Origin of the sequence: Pseudanabaena sp. PCC 6802 (assembly GCF_000332175.1) — a bacterium.
Lineage (GTDB): Bacteria > Cyanobacteriota > Cyanobacteriia > Pseudanabaenales > Pseudanabaenaceae > PCC-6802.
In genome coordinates this window covers 3,322,234-3,344,279 of sequence record NZ_KB235914.1, presented here as the reverse complement: position 1 = coordinate 3,344,279, position 22,046 = coordinate 3,322,234, and the positions used below count along the sequence as shown (strand labels likewise).

Below are 22,046 nucleotides of genomic sequence, written 5' to 3'. Positions count from 1 at the left end.
TCTGAAAACCGCTATAACTATATTAGTTTGCTGTAGCAACAGTGCTAAAACTTTGTAGGGTGGACAATGTCCACCCTACAGGCGATCGCTATTTTTTTGCTGGAAATCGCTTTAGCCCCAACGTCTAATTTGCTTCTGCTGGGAACCCCGCCCGGATGTCTTCGATGACACCATCGCGCAGTACTACTTCAACTTGCATCAGGGCGATCAAGTTGTCACCTTTACCAACAGGAAAGAAGCTGTCTAACTGCCCCTGGTTAACCTCTTGCTCCAGTTCCAATACCTGCACCTGATTGAGTTGCTGCAATAATTGGTTTTTCTGCTCTAACACTTCTGACTTGCGTCTGTTGACTTCCAAGCGAATTGACTCAATTTCGCGCGCAACATCAGGCCCAGGTGGCTTAATACTTTGCCGTTCGATTTCCGAGATTGCACGCTGACCCTGCATATCTAGTTGCTGAACTTGCCCATCAGCCTGAGAAATCTGGAACTGAAGTTGCTGTTGCATTTCGTCTTTCCAGCGAGGTGTCACGATTACTTTGACATTCACTGCTCGCTTAACGAGAAGCTGATTAGCAAAATCTATAGAACCCATATTGTCTAGGTAACTTTTAGATAAACATCTTGTCAATAATATCTCGGTAGCGATCGGTGGGTGCGATCGGAATTTTGTGTATCGAGCCTCTGAAACAGCGTAAATACGTACTTCAGGACTCAATTTACACAAAAATCTGAACACTCTCCGATCGGTTACCACATTACGACGAATTTTAAAGGTTTGTGTCATTAAACCATTTTCGATCGTAATTGGCTCTGGTAAAAAGGCAAAGGGGCCGATGCGATCGTTAATCGTGTAGCCGGGGCGGCTTTTGACTTCCCGATTTAGCTCCTCGCGATAGATTGCCTGCACCTTGTCGCTTGCGAGAATTTCCAGCACGTCCCGTAGTTGAGCGCCAGGTGGAATGATGTTTGCAGCTTCGAGGGGGGTAAGGTTTGCCACGATTAAGGCTCCTAACTGCTTGCGATCCTGACCGACAAGTACAATTTGATCGATGTACGGGCTGCGCGTACAGGCATCTTCGATCGCTTGGGGTTCGATATTTTCACCATTAGTTAAAACAATGGTGTCCTTGGCGCGTCCGGTCAGGATCAGATCGTTATTAGCGGTCAGCCAGCCCAGATCGCCAGTGTCGAACCAGCCGTCCGGATCGATCGCCTTAGCAGTAGCTTCGGGATTTTTGTAGTACCCCTGCATAATTTGCGGTCCCCGCGCCATCACCAGACCAATTTTGCCCTGCTCTAGAGGAATGCGACTATCGAGATCGACGATCTGGATCTCTGTATTTCGCAAAGGCACGCCCGCCGTGCCGCGTAGATTCCTATGGGGTCGGCGCGCCGTCAACATGGGCGATGTTTCCGTCAGACCGTAGCCGTTGATGATTTCTATACCTGCCATTTCGTAGAACAGATCGATATGAGGCTGGAGAGAACCACCACCACTGGTGAGGTACTTTACCCTGCCACCGACCGCCTCTCGAATTTTCTCGAACAGAATTTTTTGGGCAAGCCAATATACAGGTGATAGAACCGCCGCCCTTAAGGTCGCTACCAGTTTCGATCCCGCCTCAAGGCTGAGATCGTTCTTGATGCGACGAGCTTTGATGTAGTTCTGGCTCCCAGCCAGCAAAAATTTAATTAGTGCCTGCTTGAACGGCGACTCAGCCGCAAATTTCTTGGAAATGCCTTCGTAGACGCTCTCCCATAGGCGAGGAACTGCCAGCATGAAATGGGGCTTGTATTTCACTAAGTCGGCTTTGATCGATCGCAGGTTGGTGTAGATCTGCGTCATGCCTTGCGACAGAAGGTAGTACTCGCCAGCCCGTTCGTAGGAGTGCCAGGTTGGCAAAATTGATAGGGCAACTTCGCCTGGGAACGGTTGCACCATGTCCTTGCCGCCTTCGACTTGCGTGAGGAGATTGCCGTGCGTCAGCATCACGCCTTTGGGCTTGCCAGTGGTGCCAGAGGTGTAGATCAAAGTTGCTAAGGTATTGCGGTCGATGGGAGGGTTGCCGAGATCGCGGCGGTACGCATCCCCATGGGAATCGCTACCTCGCTCCAGAATTTGTTTGAAATTGTAAGCTCCCTCTGGCGGAGTTTCATCCGAGAGCAAAATAATTGTTTTCAAAGGCAAACTCTGCACGTCAGGCTGGAGCTTTTTGAGCGTGACGATATCTTCAACCACCAACGCGATACTATCGCTATGCTCGATGATGTAGAGCAATTCGGTACGCTCTGCCTGCGAGCTGCGCGTCGCATTGGCAGCACCGATCGCCAGGATGCCCTGGTCGGCAATCAGCCAGCGCGGCGAGTTATCGGCAATTAACGATACCTTATCGCCGAATTGAATTCCAATCGAGCGCAGCCCTGCCCCAAACATTGCTATTTGGTCTACAACTTCGCGATAGCTCAGCTTCACTTCGGGTTTGGCATGGGGATCGTGGAGCGCCAGGGTATCGGGACAGGCTTGGGCAGTTTTTTGCCACACTTGCCACAGGCTAACGGCGGCAGAGTGGTCTAAAAGGTTGGTGTTAAATTTCGATCTAGTGCCTGACATAGCAATGTTTCCTGTGGGTGTATTGATTAGGTGTGCTATAGCAATCACAAATGATTTGTGAAAAAGGGGTTGTGGGGCTGCGCCCCACGCAGGAGTTCTACCCCTGCACCCCGTTCGTATAATGATTAGCATCGCTACAGGTGTACTTTATCCTAGGGATTGCAATAGGAACAATGAGAAGGATCGGCGGTTTTTATACCGTTAGGGAATCGAGTTTCTTGTGTGTATTGGCATTTTTGGCATTGATAAATTTCACATCGAATTAGAGAAGTGGGCAGGGAGCACCAACTGCAAGGCAATCCCGGCAACCGTTTGACAATATCGAAGCCAGGAGTCGAACATTGCGGACAAAGGCTATGGAGTTTAGCAATGAGATTGAGAGTTGCCCGAGCAATCGCTTTCATGCGGGTGGGATTGTACATCGCCCTCATATCGGTTTCCAGGTGAATTGTTTTGGTCGTCGATGTCTGGAGAGCGGATTCTATCGCTTGAGTTAGCTTTTCCTCGCTTGTAATCCCTTTAACGATCTCATCTTTTGCAGTGGCATTTTGGCCGCTCATCACAACCAGGCCATGTTCGGGAAAACCAATCTTTTGCGCGAAGTCGATCGCTTCGGCAATGGTACCAACCTGGTGGTGGTGGTAGTTAGTGTCCGTAGAAATTTCCTCTCCAATAATTTCCAGGTCGTTAGCGCGATCGCGCAGTAAAACTATTTCGCGATTGCAAGCAATGAGGGGCATGGCGGGATGGGGATAAAAACTGCCTTCGCTGGCGATCGCGATCGTTTCACCCGTTAGATTTAAAGCTTCCCGAGCCTTAAGTCTGGCAGCTTCTATTTGAGTCCCCGGTCTTTCGATCTCTCTGGTAAAGGTACCAAAGCGATCCGTGTTGAAATCAGGGGGAACAACTACTTTCATGCCAAATTCGCTTGCCAACAGCGGCGCGATCGCTTTTTCTTTTTGATGCATCGTTGCCAATACGGCAGTGCGATTCTCAAACAGAGAAATAATACGCATAGAATAATCTATTTCAGGGCATCCAACGCCTTCTGATTGACAATACCCTTCTCCGCAGCCAGAAACTGAAAGAACTTTTTGAGTGCAACCCGCAGATCGCTCTCTGTCGCTGAGTCCCATACCTTGCGCTTATACCAGCTTCTAAACTGGCTGTTGACCATTCCCTTTGTAATATCGTCAATTTTTTCGACATCGGTATAGCGGCAGATAAATTCAATAAACATATCCACAATACCAGTATGCTTTCTCACCGTTTTTGCCACGTACTTAGCACCTAGAAAATCTGCAAACTCTTGATTGAGCTGTTCTAGTGATTGTTTGAAAGGTGCTCTTGCCGCTTCAGCTGTCTGGAGCGCAGCAAAGTATTCGTCGATTTTGTTACCTGGAATTACAACCCTACCAGTAAAGACTCTTGCCATAAACTTTTTGCCTCTTCCTTAAAACACAATTGTTTCTAAAGCACTGCAATAGATCCGCATGAACCCAGGATCGTACAACTTAAGTTTACCGCGATCGCAACACCATACAAGCGATTATCAACTGTACGAGCTTTAAAACCTGGATAGAACGACGACCAATGTGGTATCGCAACCATTACAGATGACTTGCCACGCAACTCGGAAGCAACTCCAGCAATCGGTTTAAGCAACATAAGCTGGCATCGCCTCGACACCTAGCTCAGTTCGCCATGCCTCTAGAGGTTTTTCCCAATCATCTTCCCATTTTTGAGCGAGGAATGGCTTTGCCTTAGCACCCATGCGATATCCAGCAGCAATACGATCTAGTAAATACTCCAGGCTTTCTGGCGCTTTAAACAACGTGCTTAGAATGCCGCCTGCCAGCAGTACTACTGCCATCGTGCGTCGCGTTTGAGCCAGCTCAAATGATTTCAAGCCCAATTCGCCAGGAACATCAGTGGTAAATCCTGCCACAATATGCCAAAGATCGTGGGTTTGACGCATTCTCAGCAGCACGTAGCTAATATCATCTTCCACTTCAATCTGACGATAGAAATTTGGATCGAAGCCAGATTCTTTAATATACGCAGCATAGGCATAACCGAGGGAATCTTGTGGGAGCTTTGATAGAGCTTCAATATCTACTTTAGGTGGTGTGTATCGCTCTGCGATTAGCTCAGCAACTCCAGGTTTGGATTTCACGTAATCGACTGCTAATTGCGTTGCTTTCGAGTAACGCAATCCATCTTCGACATCATAAACAGATTCGGTCTGACTGGGATCGCGCAGCAGTGTAACCGCTCCTTTGAGAGTGCTGAGGAAATCGATATTTAATTGTTTGCTTTTACCGAAGAGCATAATGATTTCTCCTTGAGTAGCTTTATTACTGACCTTTTTATAGCCATAGACAGATCTGTTAGGACAGGTGGGGGCGCAGCCCCCACGCAGGGGTTCCACCCCTGCACCCCGTCCTAAGCCTGTTGGCTATAGCTATACATCTCGATCTATATAGCGATTATAATCAGCTCAGGAGTAAGGGCATTGCACTCCTGTGACAGTTATGGAACTGGTATATTTGTAATGCCAAATCCTGGTTTGTTAACCCCCTTTTCTTGGAGTCTGTACAGGCAGACTTCGTTATCGACTTCTGGGGTAATGCCAATCCATTCACCGTCTTCTGTTTCTGCTAAAATTAGTGGAAATGACTCAAATTTTTCATTCAATTCTCTAGGGGCATCATATTTTTCTGCAAAATAAACTTCTACAGTCTTACAGCGCGATCGCAGGAAATCAATAAATTCTAACTGCTTGCGATCTTCTGCTTGCTGCTCTTCTGAAAGATCGCCTGTATGAAATTTGAGATTCTGTGGAAATATATAGCCATAGACAGATCTGTCTATGGCTATAACAAGAATACTATTGCATTCGCCCAGGAGATTATCGAGTTGGTTTATTGCCCTAGCAAAAAGCATAGCAAATAGCTATGCTTGAGATTGTTTTGAATTAAGTGCGATCGCGCGATTACTATAGCTTAACTTCAATATCTACGCCTGCGGCTAGATCGAGCTTCATCAGCGCATCGATAGTCTTGGCAGATGGTTGATAGATGTCGATAATGCGACTGTGCGTGCGGGTTTCAAAATGCTCGCGGGAGTCTTTATCGACGTGTGGCGAGCGCAACAGGCAATAAACGCGACGACGAGTAGGCAATGGGATGGGGCCGATCGCCGCAGCATTAGTGCGATTTGCCGTTTCCACAATCTTCTCGCAGGAGGTATCTAAAAGCTTGTGATCGAAAGCTTTGAGGCGAATCCGAATCTTTTGTTGTTGTAAAGTTGCCATTTCTGAGAAATAAATTTAATGGGCTAATGGGCTAGGGACTAGAATTGGCCAGGAGCATAGATCTGTTCGATCCTAGCCCCTAGCCACCAGCTCTGTTTCGAGAATGTTAGTCTATTTGACGATTTTGGTGACAACACCAGAACCGACCGTGCGACCGCCTTCGCGAATAGCAAAACGCATTTCCTGCTCGATCGCGATCGGGTGGATTAGTTCTACGGTCATCTTGACGCGATCGCCAGGCATAACCATTTCAGCATTGCTACCGTCATCAGCTGTGAATGCGACGATCGTGCCAGTCACGTCCGTAGTACGCACGTAGAACTGAGGGCGATAACCAGCAAAGAATGGAGTCTTACGACCGCCTTCTTTCTCGGTCAAAATGTAGACCTGTGACTCGAACTGAGTGTGAGGCGTGATCGAACCGGGCTTTGCCAGCACCATGCCGCGCTCGACATCGTTCTTTTGGACACCGCGCATCAGTACGCCTACGTTATCGCCAGCCAACCCCTCTTCCAGAGACTTCTGGAACATTTCTAAACCGGTAACGGTGGTAGTGCGAGTATCGCGAATACCGACCATTTCGATCGAATCGCCGATTTTGACCTTACCGCGTTCGATCCGCCCAGTGGCAACAGTACCGCGACCCGTGATCGAGAATACGTCTTCCACTGCCATCAAGAATGGCTTGTCAACCGCACGTTCGGGAGTGGGGATATAGCTATCCACTGCTTCCATCAGCGCATAGACCTTATCTACCCAGGGATTGTCGCCTTTTTGAATTTTGGGATTCGCGGTCAGGGCTTCTACAGCCTTGAGAGCCGAACCTCTGACGATGGGGATATTGTCGCCATCAAAATCATAGGAAGATAGTAGCTCGCGAACTTCTAATTCCACTAGTTCGACCAGTTCTTCTTCGCCTTCCATTTGATCCTCTTTGTTGAGGAATACAACAAGGTTAGGAACGCCCACCTGACGAGCTAAGAGAATGTGCTCGCGCGTTTGTGGCTCGGGACCATCAGCAGCAGAAACCAACAGGATAGCACCATCCATTTGTGCCGCACCAGTGATCATGTTTTTCACGTAGTCAGCGTGCCCGGGGCAGTCAACGTGTGCGTAGTGGCGGTTATCTGTTTGGTACTCCACGTGTGCCGTGTTGATCGTAATACCACGTGCTTTCTCTTCAGGTGCTGCATCGATGTCAGCATATTTTTTGGCCGCAGCTTGCCCGATCGCAGCCAGGGTCATTGTAATTGCAGCAGTCAGAGTGGTCTTACCATGATCGACGTGACCGATAGTACCAATATTGACGTGGGGTTTATTCCGTTCAAACTTTGCGCGTGCCATTTAACTTATATTCCTTATCCTGATTAATTCCTTCAATCTTTACTCTTGCTTTTGGCAATGATGGTTTCAGCCACATTACGTGGCACCTCTTCGTAGTGGCTAAACTCCATGGAGAATATGCCTCTACCCTGGGTCTTGGAGCGAATGTCAGTAGCATAACCAAACATCTGAGCTAAAGGAACCTTCGATGCAATTTTGGCAATGCCCTGTTCAGTGCTCTGGCCCTCGATCTGACCGCGTCGAGAATTGAGATCCCCAATTACAGAACCGAGGAAGTCTTCCGGTACCTCTACTTCAACCTTCATCATAGGTTCAAGCAGAACCGGGCTGGCTTTCATTACAGCTTCCTTAATTGCCATGGAGCCAGCAATTTTGAAAGCCATTTCTGAAGAGTCAACATCATGGTACGAACCGTCAACCAAGGTTGCGCGCAGGTCGATCACGGGATATCCCGCTACGATCCCAGACTCGCAAGCTTCTTTCATACCCTGCTCGGCAGGATTGATGTATTCCTTGGGTACGGAACCACCCACAATCTTAGAAGCAAACTCAAAACCGGTACCGGGTTCGGCAGGTTCCAACTCGATCACGACGTGACCGTATTGACCTTTACCGCCGCTCTGGCGCACAAATTTCCCTTCGGCGCGAACCGGTTTGCGGATAGTCTCGCGGTATGCGACTTGAGGCGCACCCACATTAGCTTCCACTTTAAATTCGCGTAACATCCGATCGACCAGAATCTCTAGGTGCAGTTCGCCCATGCCGGAAATCACGGTCTGGTTGGTCTCTGGATCGACCATGACGCGGAATGTGGGATCTTCTTCCGACAAAGACTGCAAGGCTTTAGAGAGCTTCTCCATGTCTTGTTTGGTCTTGGGTTCTACCGCTACCGAGATTACGGGTTCTGGAATAAACAGCGACTCCAGCACGATTGGTGCGGCATCATCACAAAGGGTGTCACCAGTAAAGGTATCCTTCATGCCCAGCACGGCACCTAAGTCGCCCGCCCTCATCTCGTCTACCTCAATGCGATCGTCGGCTTTGAGGATAATCAGGCGGGAAATGCGTTCCTTCTTATCTTTAGTAGAGTTAAGCACGTAGGAGCCTTTCTTGAGTACGCCGGAGTAGACGCGAATAAAAGTGAGACGACCATAGGGATCGGCCATGATTTTAAAAGCAAGCGCCGACATGGGTGCTTCATCATTGGCTGGTCTTGCATCCGTACTGCCATCGGGAAGTAGACCCTGAATTGACGGTACATCAATTGGGGATGGCAAATAATCAATTACGGCATCTAATAAGAGCTGCACGCCCTTATTCTTAAAGGCAGAGCCACAGGTTATGGGAACGATGGTGCCGTTGATGGTACCAGTCCGCAGTCCATTCCTGATCTCTTCTTCGGTGAGGTCTTCACCTTCTAAATACTTTTCAGTTAAGACATCGTCAGTTTCGGCGACTGATTCGACCAACTTGGCACGGTACTCGTTTGCCTCTTCCAAGACATCTTCAGGGATATCAGTTTCCTGAATATCCGTGCCCAGATCGTTCGTATAAATGAAGGCCCGCATTTTAACGAGATCCACAATGCCTCTGAGTTTATCTTCGCTGCCGATGGGAATTTGGATCGGCACGGCATTGGCACGCAGGCGATCGCGGATTTGACCGTACACCTTAAAGAAGTTAGCACCGGTGCGATCCATCTTATTCACGAAGACGATGCGAGGCACTTTGTAACGGTCGGCCTGCCGCCAAACCGTTTCTGATTGAGGTTGCACGCCACCGACAGAGCAGAATACCGCCACAACTCCGTCCAATACTCTCATAGAACGTTCCACCTCAATGGTGAAATCTACGTGTCCGGGAGTATCGATAATATTAATCTTATGATCTTTCCAACTGGTACTGATGGCAGCCGCAGTGATGGTAATACCGCGCTCGCGCTCTTGCTCCATCCAGTCTGTTACTGCTGTACCCTCGTGCACCTCACCAATTTTGTGCACTACACCAGAATAAAACAAGATACGCTCGGTCGCTGTGGTTTTGCCAGCGTCAATGTGCGCTGCAATCCCAATATTGCGTACTTTATCTAAGGCTATGGTTCGTGCCACGACTGTTTTTCCTCGTAAATGCCAGGAACTTGAAATTTGTATTAAGAATTATAGCTTTTCTCAGACACACTCATAAACCACAGTCTTAAGAACTTACCAAGAATCCATAGATCTCATGTAATAGTGCGTCCCGTTCTTAAGACTAGATCTGTTAGTAACGGTAATGTGCGAATGCCTTGTTAGCTTCCGCCATTCTGTGAGTCTCCTCGCGCTTGCGTACGGTACCGCCTGTTTCGTTAGCGGCATCCATCAACTCGTTAGCCAGTTTGCTTGCCATACTACGTCCGGGACGAGAACGGGAATACTGCACTAGCCAGCGTAACGCCAAAGCAACGCCGCGATCGCTGCGCACTTCCATCGGTACTTGATAGGTAGCACCACCCACCCGTCTGGCTTTCACTTCCACCAGGGGAGTAGCATTGCGGATCGCCCGATCGAAAATCTCAATTGCGGGACTGCCAGTACGCTCGGCGACTGTTTCCATGGCTTCATATACAATCCGAGAGGCAAGGGAGAGCTTGCCGCATTTCATCAGACGCTTAATCAACATATTAACTAAGCGGTTGTTATATACAGCGTCAGGTGGAGTAACGCGCTTAGCGGCTTTGGTACGACGTGACATTTTAGGATACTTAAAATTTAAGAGATTGAGGTTACTTGTGTGTACGTATTCGCTGTGAGAAAGATTTGTTCATAATACGCTACTAAAAGTAGGTGAATTCAGTAGCAATCCTATTAGCAAGCTAATAACAAACAATAAGCAGAGAATTACTTTTTCTTGCCAGCAGGTGCAGCAGCTTGTCCGGGCTTGGGACGCTTGGCTCCGTACTTAGAGCGACCTTGCTTGCGGTCTTTTACCCCAGCAGTGTCAAGCGTACCGCGAATGATGTGATACCTAACACCGGGCAAGTCTTTTACCCGACCGCCCCGAATCATTACTACTGAATGTTCTTGGAGGTTATGCCCAATACCAGGAATGTAGGCTGTAACTTCAAATCCAGAAGTCAAGCGTACGCGTGCGACCTTGCGCAGTGCAGAGTTTGGCTTCTTTGGCGTTGTGGTGTACACGCGCGTACATACGCCCCGACGTTGCGGGCAGCTTTTGAGGGCTGGGGACTTTGTTTTCTGAGTTGCCTTTTGTCGCTCACTACGAATGAGCTGCTGGATAGTGGGCATAAATAGTTAGTGTGGTTGCAGTCTTACATGATTAAATCAACAGCACATCATCATAGCAAAATTAACTAAATTGCGTCAAATTTAGTTTGATGTTTTCATGGCTGCTATGCTTGTATCCGTCTAGTACGCAGAGTGGGCAATGTCCTCCGTCTTAGCTACTGTATAGTCAACGTATATAAACATGTCACCGTATTTATAGATAGGCTTATAGATCGCTCTTTGGCAATGGCACAAAAGCAGCAAATAAAGTCAGATCGAGTTCACCAGATATCGCTCAAGTCAGTCTTGATGGTGCCTTTTGTGGTGCAAATATGTGCTGCAGTCGGTCTGACCGGGTGGTTGTCATGGCGTAACGGGCAAGAAGCCGTTAACAATGTTGCCAATCAATTGCGTCATGAAATTGTGGAGCGCATCGATACCCAGCTCGATCGCTACCTGGCTCTGCCACCCAAGATCAATCGTGCCAATGCCAACGCGATCGATATAGGCATATTCGACCTTAAAGATTTTACCAAGTTGGGTAAATACTTTTGGCAGCAGATGCGTTTGTTTGATGTGGGATATATTAACTTCGCTAATGAAAAACGCGAATTTATTGGTGTGGAGAGACTTGACAATGGGGAATTGCGAATCTCGGAGATTTTGGAGAGCCAGGGGATAGATCGCATCTACACCTATACAACTGATGGGAAAGGGAATCGTCAGGGCTTGCATAGTGTAGAGCGAGACGAACAGGATGTCAGGCAGGAAGGCTGGTATATCAGCGCTGTTAAGGCAGGTAAGCCAACCTGGACTCCCATCTATCAATGGCAAAACCGACAAGTATTATCTGTTTCCCATAGCTACCCTCTTTACGATCGACAGCGACAGCTAATTGGCGTGATTGGCGTGGACTATATTCTCAGTCAAGTTGGTCAATTCCTCCAAAGTCTCAAAGTGGGACAATCAGGTAAAACGATGATCGTCGAGCGTTCCGGGAAAATTGTAGCTAGTTCAACCGACGCGCAACCGTTTATTGTGACGGGATCTGAGGTGAAACGCTTGCACGCTACTGAGAGTAACGATCCGCTGCTCCAGGCAACCGCACAACATCTGCTTGAGAAATTTGGCTCGTTTGACAATTTAGGGAGGGAGCAGGAGCTGGAATTTCTACTTTCAGGCGAGCGACAGTTCGTTCAGATTAGGAATTGGAAAGATGAGTATGGTTTGAACTGGCTGATTATTGTAGTGGTGCCGGAGTCAGACTTCTTAGGGCAAATTTATGCTAATAATCTCACTACACTTGGCCTTTGTTTGCTGGCGTTGGCGATCGCTATATTGTGTGGCTTTCTCATTGCCCGCTGGATCGCTCGCCCCCTGCAGCAATTGGAACGGGCGAGCCATAAGATGGCAGAAGGGGAATTTGGGCAAGAGATCCCAGCCAGCAATATTAAGGAAATATCCGTACTGGCAAAGGCATTCGATCGGATGAGTGCGGAGATTCAACAGTCCCGCGCCCAGTTGGAAGATTATTCGCGATCGCTAGAACAGAAAGTTGAGGAACGCACAAACGAACTCCAAAAAACCAACAAAGCCTTGCAAGCAGAACTGGCTCGTGCCGGTCAGGTGCAGGCGGATCTGTTGCCTAAGACGATTCCCCCCTTACCAGGATTTGAGTTAGCTGCTCGCTGCATTCCTGCTAAAGAAGTGGGCGGGGATTTCTACGATTGGCAGTTATCCTCACCCGATCTATTTAACTTCACATTGGGAGATGTGATGGGTAAAGGTATGCCTGCGGCACTTTTAATGACAACCGTGAGAGCAACTTTACATGCGATCGATTCCCAAAGTTTACCACCGCAGAAAATCCGCAAAATAGATAGTACATTGGAACCAGACTTGGTGCGGGCAGAGAGCTTTGTGACCCTCTTTCAGGGGCAGCTAGATCTGGCAGAACGCCAGCTTAACTATGTAGATGCCGGGCACGGTCACGTCCTGATCCGGCGTGCCGATGGTAGGCTCGAACACTTAGATAAGGGAGGCATGCCCATCGGCATCCTTCCCGATCAAAACTATCAAGGTGGCAGTACGCAATTGCATCGCGGCGATGCCCTGCTCCTCTACAGCGACGGCTTGCTTGAGGTTTTTCCACCCTTGGCAAAAGATGTGAATGCATTGGTAGAGCCTTTAAAAGGAGTCGATGGTGCTGCAGATATTCTCAACCGCCTGATTGGCCTTGCTCCCGATTGCATTTCCCTTCCCGACGACCTCACAGTCGTAGTACTCTACTGTCGGCGTTGAACTTAGGGACTTATCGCTGCCTTCTTTCTAGAGATCTCAATTTGCGTTCTTGCCGAATAGCGATACCATGATTTAGTAGCTAGTACTTTGTTCTTAACTATTAGGAATTTAGGCGGATGAATGAATGGATCGTTAACACCATGAATTCCCTGGGGTATTTGGGAATTGGACTGCTCATGTTTCTAGAAAATCTATTCCCCCCTATTCCTTCCGAACTGATCATGCCCTTGGCAGGCTACACGGCTTCCTTACCTAATACGCAACTCCAGCTAGTACCGTCGATCATCGTAGGTGTAATTGGTACGGTACTGGGTGCTTTTCCTTGGTATTTTGCAGGATCGCTGTTAGGGGCGGAGCGTTTAGGACGGTTGATGGATCGTTACGGTAAGTGGATCGGCATTTCGGGTAAAGATGTTAACAGTTCTAAACATTGGTTTGAGAAGTACGGTACTCGTGGCGTACTGTTTGGTCGCCTCGTGCCAGTAGTGCGCACCCTAATTTCCATTCCCGCAGGTATTGCGCGGATGCCACTGACACCATTTGTCATTTATTCCACAATTGGCACTGCCATTTGGACGACTTTCTTAACGGGAGCTGGCTTTTTGCTGGGCAAAAACTATACCTTGGTGGATGACTATCTCGGGCCTGTTTCCAAGATCGTTTTAGTAATTCTAATCGTGGCGGCGATCGCTTTTATCGTCACTCGCATCCTCAAAAAGAAAAAGGAGTCGCAGCGGGATTTTGACTAAACGCAAACCTGTCGCAGAGTAGGAACGAATGATGGATAGGAGATCGCCGCAGATTCGGCACGATCGATGACGGTTTTGCCATCTGCCATCAGCGCCGCGATCGCTAAGCTCATGGCAACGCGGTGATCGTCGTAACTGTCCACGGCATCTCCCACTAACGGGTTGCCTCCTTTAATTTCTAGACCGTCGGGTAGCTCGCTGATATTTACGCCTAACTTAGAGAGTTCTTTTGCCATCGCTGCAATGCGATCGCTTTCTTTAATGCGTAGTTCGGCGGCATCTTCGATGATGGTAGTGCCTTCGGCAAAGGCAGCCGCAACTGCCAGGATGGGAATTTCGTCAATCAGGCGCGGGATGACCCCACCGCCAATTTTGCAAGCCTTGAGTTTGGTCGATCGAACCCGCAGATCGGCTACGGGTTCGCCAGTTACTTCACGGGCATTTTCCAGCGTGATATCGGCTCCCATTGCTGCCAGTGCCTCCAGAATGCCCGTACGCGTGGGGTTAACGCCAACATTCTGAATTAGCAAATCTGAGTCCGGCACGATCGAACCAGCTACTAACCAAAATGCGGCGGAACTGATATCACCCGGTACGGTAATCTCTTGAGCGATCAAGCGGGCAGGTCCTTTTAGCGACACTGTATTCGTACTGACATCAACGGTCAGATCGGCACCAAAGGCTGCCAGCATCCGTTCGCTGTGATCGCGCGATCGCTCCGGCTCCGTCACGATTGTCTCGCCATTAGTCATTAAGCCTGCTAGCAGCAGACAAGACTTCACCTGTGCGGAAGCAACAGGTGAGTTGTAGCGCATTGGTAACAGGTTTTGCCCTGAGATGGCGAGCGGTGCTTTGGCTCCGCTTTCCCTCCCCCAAATACTGGCACCCATTTGACGCAGTGGGTTGACTACGCGGGACATGGGGCGCGATCGCAACGAGCGATCGCCAGTCACGACAAAAAAACGTCCGGCATGGCTGGCCAGAACGCCCAGCATCAGCCGCATGGTCGTACCGGAGTTCCCAGCATCGAGAATATCCTGTGGCTCCATTAAGTTGCCTAAGCCAATCCCCTGCACGCAAACCAGATCGGAGTTGAGATCGGATATGGTTGCTCCCATCGCCCGAAAACAGGCGGCAGTGCTGCGCGGATCTTCCCCCAACAACAAGCCCCGAATTCGCGTTTCACCTTCCGCCAGGGAACCCAGCATTAAAGCCCGATGGGAAATAGACTTATCCCCTGGTATCGATATGCTACCCCTTAACCCCGATTTTGCCGATCCAGTAGTATCAATAGTGAGGCGCTGGTGCGCCTGCGTTGTGTCGAGATCGATTAATACTTTCATTAAAAGCTTGCAAGTACCTGTTTTTGCCAACCCCACAATCTTGCAACAAAACCAGTGCAATTAACAAGCAACTAATCAGCCCTGCCTTTGAGTTGGATCAGTTCGATCTTGTAGCCATCGGGATCTTCAACAAAAGCAATTTCGGTAGAACCATGTTTCATCGGCCCCGGTTCGCGCGTCACCTTACCACCCAACGATCTGATCGCATCGCAGGCAGTATAGATATTTTCAACTCCCAAAGCCACGTGACCAAAGCCATTACCCAAATCGTAGGATGGCGTATCCCAGTTATGGGTTAGTTCGATGACAGCATTGCTGGCTTCATCGCCGTAGCCGACAAATGCCAGGGTAAATTTGCCATCGGGATAGTCCTTGCGGCGCAACAACTTCATTCCCAAAATATCGCAGTAAAAAGCGATCGAGCGCTCTAAATCGCCAACCCGGAGCATTGTGTGGAGAAGTTTCATAGTTAACCCGTTATAACTCGTTTAGTAGTAGTAAGAGCGTACAAATCGATCGCGCCCGGATGGCGAGATGAACCGCGCGTCTTCAGACTAGACATCCCCAGCAGTACTCGTTTATTGCCATTGGCATCCAGGCTACCAAGACGCTTAAATTGATTTGGGGTATTGATGTATATGGTACTGCTATTGGCTTCGTTGGCAAATTGGTGGCTTTCCTGGAGCGAGTCCGTGAGGATGGCATCGGCATGACCGCTACTGTACTGGTTTATCCAGGCGATCGCCTCAGCGAGGCGATCCACTACCCGAATTGCAATAATGTCGTCAAGATAAGCTTGTCCCCACTGGGTCTCTGCGGCCACTTCGCTGTGCAGGCGATCTATATGCGGGCGACAGTGCGCCACAATGGTGTCGCAGCCCCGCACTGCCAGTCCCTGTTCTTGCAGGCGAATAATCCAGTCCACCAGACCGCGATCGAGCCAGTCGCGATGTACTATGACTTTTTCAATGGCATTGACAGGGTCAGGCTCGCTACTGCGACTGGATTTGACGATCTGGTAAGCATAATCCAGGCTGCTGGTGGGGGAGATATAGGCATAACAGTTACCCATTACCGAAGGCATTACTGCCACAGTTGATTGTTTGCACACCTGCTGGACAAAGCTAGGACGACCGTAGGGAATTGCCAATCGTAAATACTTTTCCTGGGTCAGTAAATCTTTGATGGCACTGCCCTTAGGAGCGATCGCCAGCGTGGCATCGTGTAGGTCGAAACTATGCAGTACATCCTGGATGATATTTGCGATCGCGGTATTGGTGTTAATACTTTCGTTTCCCCCCTTGAGGATCAGGCTGTTCCCCGCCTTTAAACACATACCGGCTGCCACCAGTCCCAGTTGGGGAAATGCCTCATAAACAAATGCCATTGCGCCTAGCGGCACGCGCCTGAAGCCATCGGGGTTGGAAATACCTGCAGATAGAGGATCGGGCAATAATGCTAGTTGCTTAATACAGTCAATTGCGTTTTGGAGGCGTTCCGGTGTTAGTTTCAGCCACTCCAGCAGAATATCAGGTACGGCCATTTCTCGACTGGCCTCAAGATCGAGCGTATTCGCCTCTAATACCTGATTGCGCTGCTGCTTGAAAACTTCTGCGATTTCTTGCAGGATTTGATTCCTCTGCTCGAATTTGACGGAGGCAAGGTACATGGAAGCTGCATGGGATTGATAGACAAAACCCGTTAAATCTTCAGGTACTGGGCTTACTGTATTCATAACTCGATCTTCAACTAAGGTTCCCGACGGCGCAACAGTAATAACCAGTAGACTACTAGAATAATTGGAATAGTAACTACGATCGCAAGCAGAATTCTTCTATCTTGAGTTTGGCTAATAGCTACTAATAATAAAAACATTAATACAACCGATAGCACCATAACTAGCTGTATCGGTAAAAGTTCTCTGGCGTAATTGAAGTTGACATGGCGTACGGGCTGCCAGCGCATGCCATTCCAATACCAAGCACGGCGATAGGGATCTATACCTCCTAGGCGTACTAAGCTGTAGCTATCATCTTCGATCGCAAAAATTAAAGAGCAGCGATCGCAGCCAAAGGCATCAGTCAGCGTAATTGGTTTGAGTTTAGCGCGTTTTGGGCACGGGCAAGGATAGACCTGCGATCGGTCGATTTTTTGCGCCTTTGATTTTGGAGCTTTTGGTAGTTGCACAAAGGGGATGGTAGACCGCTTGCAATTAGGTTCCAGACAGTCTCTGATGAAATTTTAACACTGGCAAATTGTCATATAGCAATCTGAAATAATGTGTGAAAGTTAGCTAGCAGCGGTCAGCGAAGAAATTTCTACCTGTAAATTTTCACTTATATGCTCTATGTACGGGCAGGGGCAGGTTTGGATAGAAGTTATTGACTTTTACCAATAGTGCTTGTACAAAACCTGCCCTTACGTCAGTGAATTTTTTACAACAACCTAAATTTTTTATAGATTGCCATCACTGCCATTCCCAGTTTGCAGTATGATGGATATTCGGTTCGCGGATGTGGCGGAATTGGTAGACGCGCTAGATTTAGGTTCTAGTGTCTTTGACGTGAAGGTTCGAGTCCTTTCATCCGCATAATCAGGGTACGACCAGAACTGGGCAAGGGGAAAGGTTAATTACCTTCTGGCTAACGCTGCCCTCGGGGTGTTCGTCTGTCAGGCTCATGCCCCGAGAACCAATGATGATGAGGTCTGCTCCAACTTCATCGGCAACATCGCAGATGGCAAACGCAGGCTTACCCTGCGCAAGTTTCAGTTCTGCGGCAATCCCTACTTCTTGCAGGGTAGCTTTGACTTTATTCAATAGTTCTGTAGCTTCAGCGGATGCTGCGTTCGCATCTTCACCCTCAGCAGGTTCAACTACAGACAGGACAACCAATCGCGCCTGATATTTTTTTACCATCTCGATCGCCACGTCAGCGGCTTGACGGGCTTCGCGACTTCGATTGACAGGAAACAAGATCGTATTAAACATCTACTCTTAGGTAAGATCTAGAACGACATTAACAAACACAAGTAAAAATTGGAGGATTTTTCCAGTGCCTAAGCAAACTTTAGCAAATTTAACTTCTTCTGACCTCGCGGGCAAGAAAGTTTTGGTTAGGGTTGACTTTAATGTCCCTCAAGATGCAACGGGTGCAATTACGGATGATACCCGTATTCGGGCAGCACTACCAACCATTCAGCATTTGACTAATGCTGGTGCTAAAGTAATTCTAACTAGTCACTTGGGTAGACCAAAAGGTGTTACCGAGAGCCTCCGACTTGACCCGATCGCTACTCGCTTGGCCGAGTTATTAGGGCAACCTGTGGTCAAGTGCGATGACTGCATTGGCGATGATGTAGCAGCTAAAGTTAGCAACTTGGGTAATGGCGGCGTAGCATTGCTGGAAAACGTCCGCTTCTACCCTGAAGAAGAGAAAAACGACCCAGAATTTGCACGGAAGCTTGCTTTGGTGGCAGATATGTATGTCAATGATGCTTTTGGGACTGCTCACCGCGCCCATGCCTCTACCGAAGGCGTGACGAAGTACCTCAGTCCTTCTGTAGCTGGATTCCTGCTGGACAAAGAATTGCAGTACCTCAGCGGTGCGATTGACTCGCCAAAGCGCCCCTTAGCAGCGATCGTGGGTGGTTCTAAAGTATCGAGCAAAATTGGTGTGATCGAAGCATTGCTCGGCAAGGTCGATAAGTTGCTCCTCGGCGGTGGCATGATCTTCACCTTCTACAAAGCCCGTGGCTTAGCAGTAGGTAAATCTTTGGTTGAGGAAGATAAGTTAGATCTAGCGCGATCGCTAGAAGCAATGGCAAAAGAGCGCGGCGTGCAGTTCCTCTTGCCCACAGATGTGGTTGTCGCCGATGACTTCAAGCCCGATGCTAACTCGCAAACCGTCAGCATCAACGGTATTCCCGATGGCTGGATGGGTCTGGATATCGGCCCTGACTCCGTCAAAGTATTTCAAGATGCTTTAGCGGACTGCCAAACCGTCATTTGGAACGGCCCGATGGGTGTATTTGAGTTTGATAAGTTTGCTGTCGGTACCGAAGCGATCGCCCATACCCTAGCCGGTCTAACTGGCAAAGGTGCGATCACGATCATCGGTGGCGGCGATTCCGTAGCAGCAGTAGAAAAAGTAGGCGTGGCCGAACAGATGAGCCATATCTCTACTGGTGGTGGCGCTAGCCTTGAACTGCTGGAAGGCAAAGTCCTCCCCGGCATTGCGGCATTAAACGATGCCTAGTGTCGCAAATCATAAATTTTGCAACATGGGGGAATGGGGGGCTTTGCCCCCAGAAGGGGGTTTCACCCCCTCCACCCCCTCCAAAACTTTGGTTTTGGTGTACTAGCTATAGCTATAGCCAATAGGCTTAGGACGGGGTGCAGGGGTGGACCCCTGCGTGGGGCGCAGCCCCCACACCCCCTGTCCTAACAGATCTGTCTACAGCTATAATTCCCACGCACAAACGGATCGATCGATACCGATAACCGTAGGGGCAGTGCCCCCGTGCCTGACCCCTTTACGGTTACTGGGATCGATCCTAGGACTTAAATATTTTCCATAATCGCTTGCGTTCTCTTGCCTTGACTAATAAACTTCGACTCAATTTGTTCGATTTGCGATTTTGCTCCAACTAAATACTGCGTTCGGCGAAGCTCTACATCCCAGTCGGTGGCGCAAGCACCCAAACCGCGCTGAGTTTGGGCTGAAAACCAACCTCCAAGAAATCCCGCTTCTATGCTGAAGGATTTAGATACAGAGCGCGCCTCCGCTTTGGATATACCTGAGTTCTCAATTGTCACCAGCAAAAGCCCCTGTTTAGCAAAAGAGAAATCCACGGTAATTTGACCTAAGCCATGCACGCCCCAGAGCTGTTGCAAAGTCGCAAAAAATTCAGGAGCATTCATCTCGTCAATGGAGCAGCCGTTATAGACTTCCAATTCTTTGCGCATTCTCTCGTAGAAAGACTTGCCCCAACTGAAGCCAAATGTATAGAAAGCGATGGGAGCTGCTTCTCCAGCTTCTTCGTGCAAGGTGTCGTGAATGCTACTAATTAGTAATTCCGGTAAAGCGATCAAGCGCTTGCCCTGGCGGCTAGCTAACAAGCCTGTGGCGGGGTTGGACTTGACATAAGCTCTTGGGTTAAAGTAACTAGAAGGAATTGACTCCTTCTGTGGGGAGGATAATTCCATCGATTTTCTCCTTGTCAGTTAATATTTACTCGGCGGCCATCATTTCATGGGCAAGCTTCATGTAGGGGCTAAAGAATGCCGCCTGCTCGCCGGGGAGTTGAGATTTGACTGCTTGCCAAAGAAACTTGTAGCCCTGATAGTTCAGTTGCATGGCACGGAAAATATTTTGTTGCCAGTACAGTACTCTATCTTTCAGCATTTCTTCATCTTGTAACAGCATGGCAAGAGCGCAGCAACGCAATCCCAAAGTCATATCTCTTTGGCAGCGATCTACCCCCAGACTATCCATTGGTTTCGATTCGAAGCGATCGCCATTTTTCATCATTGTCACAGCAGCGCTAATAATGTCAGGTTCCTTCTCTTGCAAGGCATTATATGCCGCTTTACGAGCCTTCCAAGAAGAAAGTGCCTTATCCAAAAGCTGAAGATCCTCAGGACTTACGTAATTACCATCCGCTCGCTCGAGGACATTTTCTAATAAAGTAATCATGAATTATTCTCCTTAAATTTGCGATATCTGTAAAACTTGTATCTCCAGTTGGTCTAAGCTGGCGCTACAATCTAGACTTCTAATCCCAATTAATCTTGTCTTCGATAGTAGAGGTTTGAGAAGGTGACTGGAGAGTCTTCCACTGGACGGTCTCCAGTAGATTGCCAACTGTTAAAGAGCGTCGGCGAGGGAATTGTTCTGTTCCCATAATTGGAGGCATGCGATCGGAAGGATATACCGCCTGGATTGAAGAAACTGCCACTTTTGAGTCAGGCTCAGGCATTTCCTCCGTAACAGGGCGAGGTGTAGTTAGCTGCAAGCTTGCGCGTGCATTACCCACCGTTAGAGATTCCGACTCGTCAAATCCAGGGATACTTTTACGGGTAGGTGTTGCTTCTAGAGTTTCTAGAGGTATTTCAGCGCTAATCTTTTGGGGAGCCTGCCACTCTACTTTTGTCATCAAACTCCCAACAGTTAAAGATTCCATTTGATGAATCTTCTCTGCTCCCATTAATGGAGCAATTTTAATGTCAGGCGTATGTGCCACCATCTGGGCGCGTCTACCCCGATTTGGGTAAAGCAAGCGCCTCACCATGCGCCTCAGTTTGCTCCCAATTCCTCTTAGCCAACTCAGAAACAGGCTGAGGAAATCGGTTTTTATTTTTTTGGTCGAGCCGCGATCGCTTTTCATGTCTAACCTTCTTTGACTAGTAGTTCGACTTCAGCGGGAATTTCTTCTGCGAGGAAGCGGTTCTCAATATCCGCTGCTGTTGCGCCGGAAGAAATCCAAAACTCGGTGGCTCGAATGCGTTTTTCTGAACCAATGAGAAAACGACAGAAATCATTACCCATAGAGTAACATTGCACTTCAGTGCTGCTCAGGTTCTTATTAAAGACTACGCTAAAGAATCCTGCTAACAGGCCAGCATAAAGGTGACATACAGGCTTACCGATATTACCTAACGTTTTAGCCACGGCTGAGTCAAACAGATCGACAAAAATGAAGCCATCTTTGAGTGATTGCAGGTCTAACTTCCACGTTCCCCAACCTTGGGCGGTTAGGGGCCACCACCATGTCTCCATGGCAAAGGCGAGATTAGCAGTTTGCAGAGTGAGTTTATAGTACCCCTCCAACCATTCTTCAAATGCGATCGCATCTTGCTTGCCCCAGTTCAGACCGATCGTGTATAGCAGCCAGCCAGCGGACTCACCAACTTCATGCTCTAAGCCTTTGAGCAGAGAAACGATGAATTCTTCTCCTGCTAGAATATTGCGTTGCTGATGATAGTCCCAGATCTCACCTTGCTGCATATCGAAGTTGAAGAAGGTGTATCGGCTGTAGTGACAGACTCTCCAGACAGAGGGCATGGGAACTGGAGGAGTCTGAAAAGTTACGATCTCTTTCGTGGTTTTCATAATT

22 protein-coding genes and 1 tRNA gene are annotated in these 22,046 nt (G+C 48.6%); 4 read left to right on the top strand and 19 right to left on the bottom strand.

The window, feature by feature from the left end:
* Window positions 1–124: 124 nt before the first annotated feature.
* From PSE6802_RS35965 to rpsL, 10 genes are all read right to left on the bottom strand, one after another.
* Window positions 125–2,614, bottom strand: a complete 2,490-nt coding sequence (locus PSE6802_RS35965) for a YlqD family protein (RefSeq protein WP_019502059.1) — start codon at window positions 2,612–2,614, stop codon at window positions 125–127.
* Window positions 2,615–2,766: 152 nt separating this feature from the next.
* Window positions 2,767–3,630 (bottom strand): DUF6671 family protein, encoded by an 864-nt coding sequence (locus tag PSE6802_RS0121275; protein ID WP_019502058.1) that lies wholly within the window; start codon window positions 3,628–3,630, stop codon window positions 2,767–2,769.
* A gap of 8 nt (window positions 3,631–3,638) precedes the next feature.
* On the bottom strand, window positions 3,639–4,049 hold the full coding sequence (locus PSE6802_RS0121270; RefSeq protein ID WP_019502057.1) for a site-specific integrase: 411 nt from the start codon (window positions 4,047–4,049) through the stop codon (window positions 3,639–3,641).
* A gap of 222 nt (window positions 4,050–4,271) precedes the next feature.
* Window positions 4,272–4,946 (bottom strand): Coq4 family protein, encoded by a 675-nt coding sequence (locus tag PSE6802_RS0121260; RefSeq protein WP_051050649.1) that lies wholly within the window; start codon window positions 4,944–4,946, stop codon window positions 4,272–4,274.
* Window positions 4,947–5,146: 200 nt separating this feature from the next.
* Window positions 5,147–5,560 (bottom strand): hypothetical protein, encoded by a 414-nt coding sequence (locus PSE6802_RS0121255; RefSeq protein ID WP_019502054.1) that lies wholly within the window; start codon window positions 5,558–5,560, stop codon window positions 5,147–5,149.
* A 52-nt stretch (window positions 5,561–5,612) separates the two neighbouring features.
* Window positions 5,613–5,930 (bottom strand): 30S ribosomal protein S10, encoded by a 318-nt coding sequence (rpsJ, locus tag PSE6802_RS0121250; protein WP_019502053.1) that lies wholly within the window; start codon window positions 5,928–5,930, stop codon window positions 5,613–5,615.
* 111 nt (window positions 5,931–6,041) lie between these two features.
* Entirely contained in the window at window positions 6,042–7,274 is a 1,233-nt protein-coding gene (tuf, locus tag PSE6802_RS0121245; RefSeq protein ID WP_019502052.1) for an elongation factor Tu, read from the bottom strand.
* A 32-nt stretch (window positions 7,275–7,306) separates the two neighbouring features.
* Window positions 7,307–9,382 carry an elongation factor G gene (fusA, locus tag PSE6802_RS0121240; protein ID WP_019502051.1) on the bottom strand — a complete coding sequence of 692 codons (2,076 nt, stop codon included), beginning with the start codon at window positions 9,380–9,382 and terminating at the stop codon, window positions 7,307–7,309.
* 151 nt (window positions 9,383–9,533) lie between these two features.
* Window positions 9,534–10,004: a 30S ribosomal protein S7 gene (rpsG, locus tag PSE6802_RS0121235; protein ID WP_019502050.1), complete on the bottom strand. Its 471-nt coding sequence runs from the start codon at window positions 10,002–10,004 to the stop codon at window positions 9,534–9,536.
* A gap of 146 nt (window positions 10,005–10,150) precedes the next feature.
* Complete coding sequence (gene rpsL / locus PSE6802_RS0121230; RefSeq protein ID WP_019502049.1) at window positions 10,151–10,558, bottom strand: 30S ribosomal protein S12; 408 nt, start codon at window positions 10,556–10,558, stop codon at window positions 10,151–10,153.
* Between the two features lie 225 nt (window positions 10,559–10,783).
* On the opposite strand from rpsL, the gene PSE6802_RS31385 reads away from it, so the two are divergent.
* On the top strand, window positions 10,784–12,838 hold the full coding sequence (locus tag PSE6802_RS31385) for a SpoIIE family protein phosphatase (protein ID WP_019502048.1): 2,055 nt from the start codon (window positions 10,784–10,786) through the stop codon (window positions 12,836–12,838).
* 116 nt (window positions 12,839–12,954) lie between these two features.
* A complete protein-coding gene (locus tag PSE6802_RS0121220) occupies window positions 12,955–13,587 on the top strand; it encodes a DedA family protein (RefSeq protein ID WP_019502047.1) in 633 nt (210 codons plus the stop codon).
* Here the strand turns inward: PSE6802_RS0121220 and aroA are convergent.
* The 4 genes from aroA to PSE6802_RS0121200 all read right to left on the bottom strand — a co-directional run bounded on the left by aroA (window position 13,584) and on the right by PSE6802_RS0121200 (window position 17,117).
* Window positions 13,584–14,930 carry a 3-phosphoshikimate 1-carboxyvinyltransferase gene (gene aroA, locus PSE6802_RS0121215; RefSeq protein WP_019502046.1) on the bottom strand — a complete coding sequence of 449 codons (1,347 nt, stop codon included), beginning with the start codon at window positions 14,928–14,930 and terminating at the stop codon, window positions 13,584–13,586. The two genes, PSE6802_RS0121220 and aroA, sit on opposite strands and share 4 nt — an antisense overlap.
* Window positions 14,931–15,001: 71 nt before the next feature.
* Complete coding sequence (gene gloA / locus PSE6802_RS0121210) at window positions 15,002–15,397, bottom strand: lactoylglutathione lyase (RefSeq protein ID WP_026103451.1); 396 nt, start codon at window positions 15,395–15,397, stop codon at window positions 15,002–15,004.
* Between the two features lie 2 nt (window positions 15,398–15,399).
* Window positions 15,400–16,665: an aldehyde dehydrogenase family protein gene (locus PSE6802_RS0121205; RefSeq protein ID WP_019502044.1), complete on the bottom strand. Its 1,266-nt coding sequence runs from the start codon at window positions 16,663–16,665 to the stop codon at window positions 15,400–15,402.
* Window positions 16,666–16,679: 14 nt separating this feature from the next.
* Window positions 16,680–17,117: a hypothetical protein gene (locus tag PSE6802_RS0121200; protein ID WP_019502043.1), complete on the bottom strand. Its 438-nt coding sequence runs from the start codon at window positions 17,115–17,117 to the stop codon at window positions 16,680–16,682.
* Window positions 17,118–17,439: 322 nt separating this feature from the next.
* Between PSE6802_RS0121200 and PSE6802_RS0121195 the strand changes: the two genes are divergently transcribed.
* A tRNA-Leu gene (locus tag PSE6802_RS0121195) sits at window positions 17,440–17,520 on the top strand.
* Window positions 17,521–17,523: 3 nt separating this feature from the next.
* Here the strand turns inward: PSE6802_RS0121195 and PSE6802_RS0121190 are convergent.
* The gene (locus PSE6802_RS0121190) at window positions 17,524–17,919 is read right to left on the bottom strand and encodes a universal stress protein (RefSeq protein ID WP_019502042.1); all 396 of its coding nucleotides are present in this window, start codon (window positions 17,917–17,919) and stop codon (window positions 17,524–17,526) included.
* A 64-nt stretch (window positions 17,920–17,983) separates the two neighbouring features.
* Here PSE6802_RS0121190 and PSE6802_RS0121185 point away from each other — a divergent pair, with 64 nt between their 5' ends.
* Entirely contained in the window at window positions 17,984–19,186 is a 1,203-nt protein-coding gene (locus tag PSE6802_RS0121185; RefSeq protein ID WP_019502041.1) for a phosphoglycerate kinase, read from the top strand.
* Between the two features lie 305 nt (window positions 19,187–19,491).
* Here PSE6802_RS0121185 and PSE6802_RS0121180 read toward each other — a convergent pair whose 3' ends face one another.
* From PSE6802_RS0121180 to PSE6802_RS0121165, 4 genes are all read right to left on the bottom strand, one after another.
* On the bottom strand, window positions 19,492–20,136 hold the full coding sequence (locus tag PSE6802_RS0121180; RefSeq protein ID WP_019502040.1) for a hypothetical protein: 645 nt from the start codon (window positions 20,134–20,136) through the stop codon (window positions 19,492–19,494).
* Window positions 20,137–20,161: 25 nt separating this feature from the next.
* Window positions 20,162–20,626: a globin family protein gene (locus PSE6802_RS0121175; protein ID WP_019502039.1), complete on the bottom strand. Its 465-nt coding sequence runs from the start codon at window positions 20,624–20,626 to the stop codon at window positions 20,162–20,164.
* 79 nt (window positions 20,627–20,705) lie between these two features.
* Entirely contained in the window at window positions 20,706–21,317 is a 612-nt protein-coding gene (locus tag PSE6802_RS0121170; protein ID WP_019502038.1) for a hypothetical protein, read from the bottom strand.
* Window positions 21,318–21,319: 2 nt separating this feature from the next.
* Complete coding sequence (locus PSE6802_RS0121165) at window positions 21,320–22,042, bottom strand: V4R domain-containing protein (protein ID WP_019502037.1); 723 nt, start codon at window positions 22,040–22,042, stop codon at window positions 21,320–21,322.
* Between the last annotated feature and the right edge of the window lie 4 nt (window positions 22,043–22,046).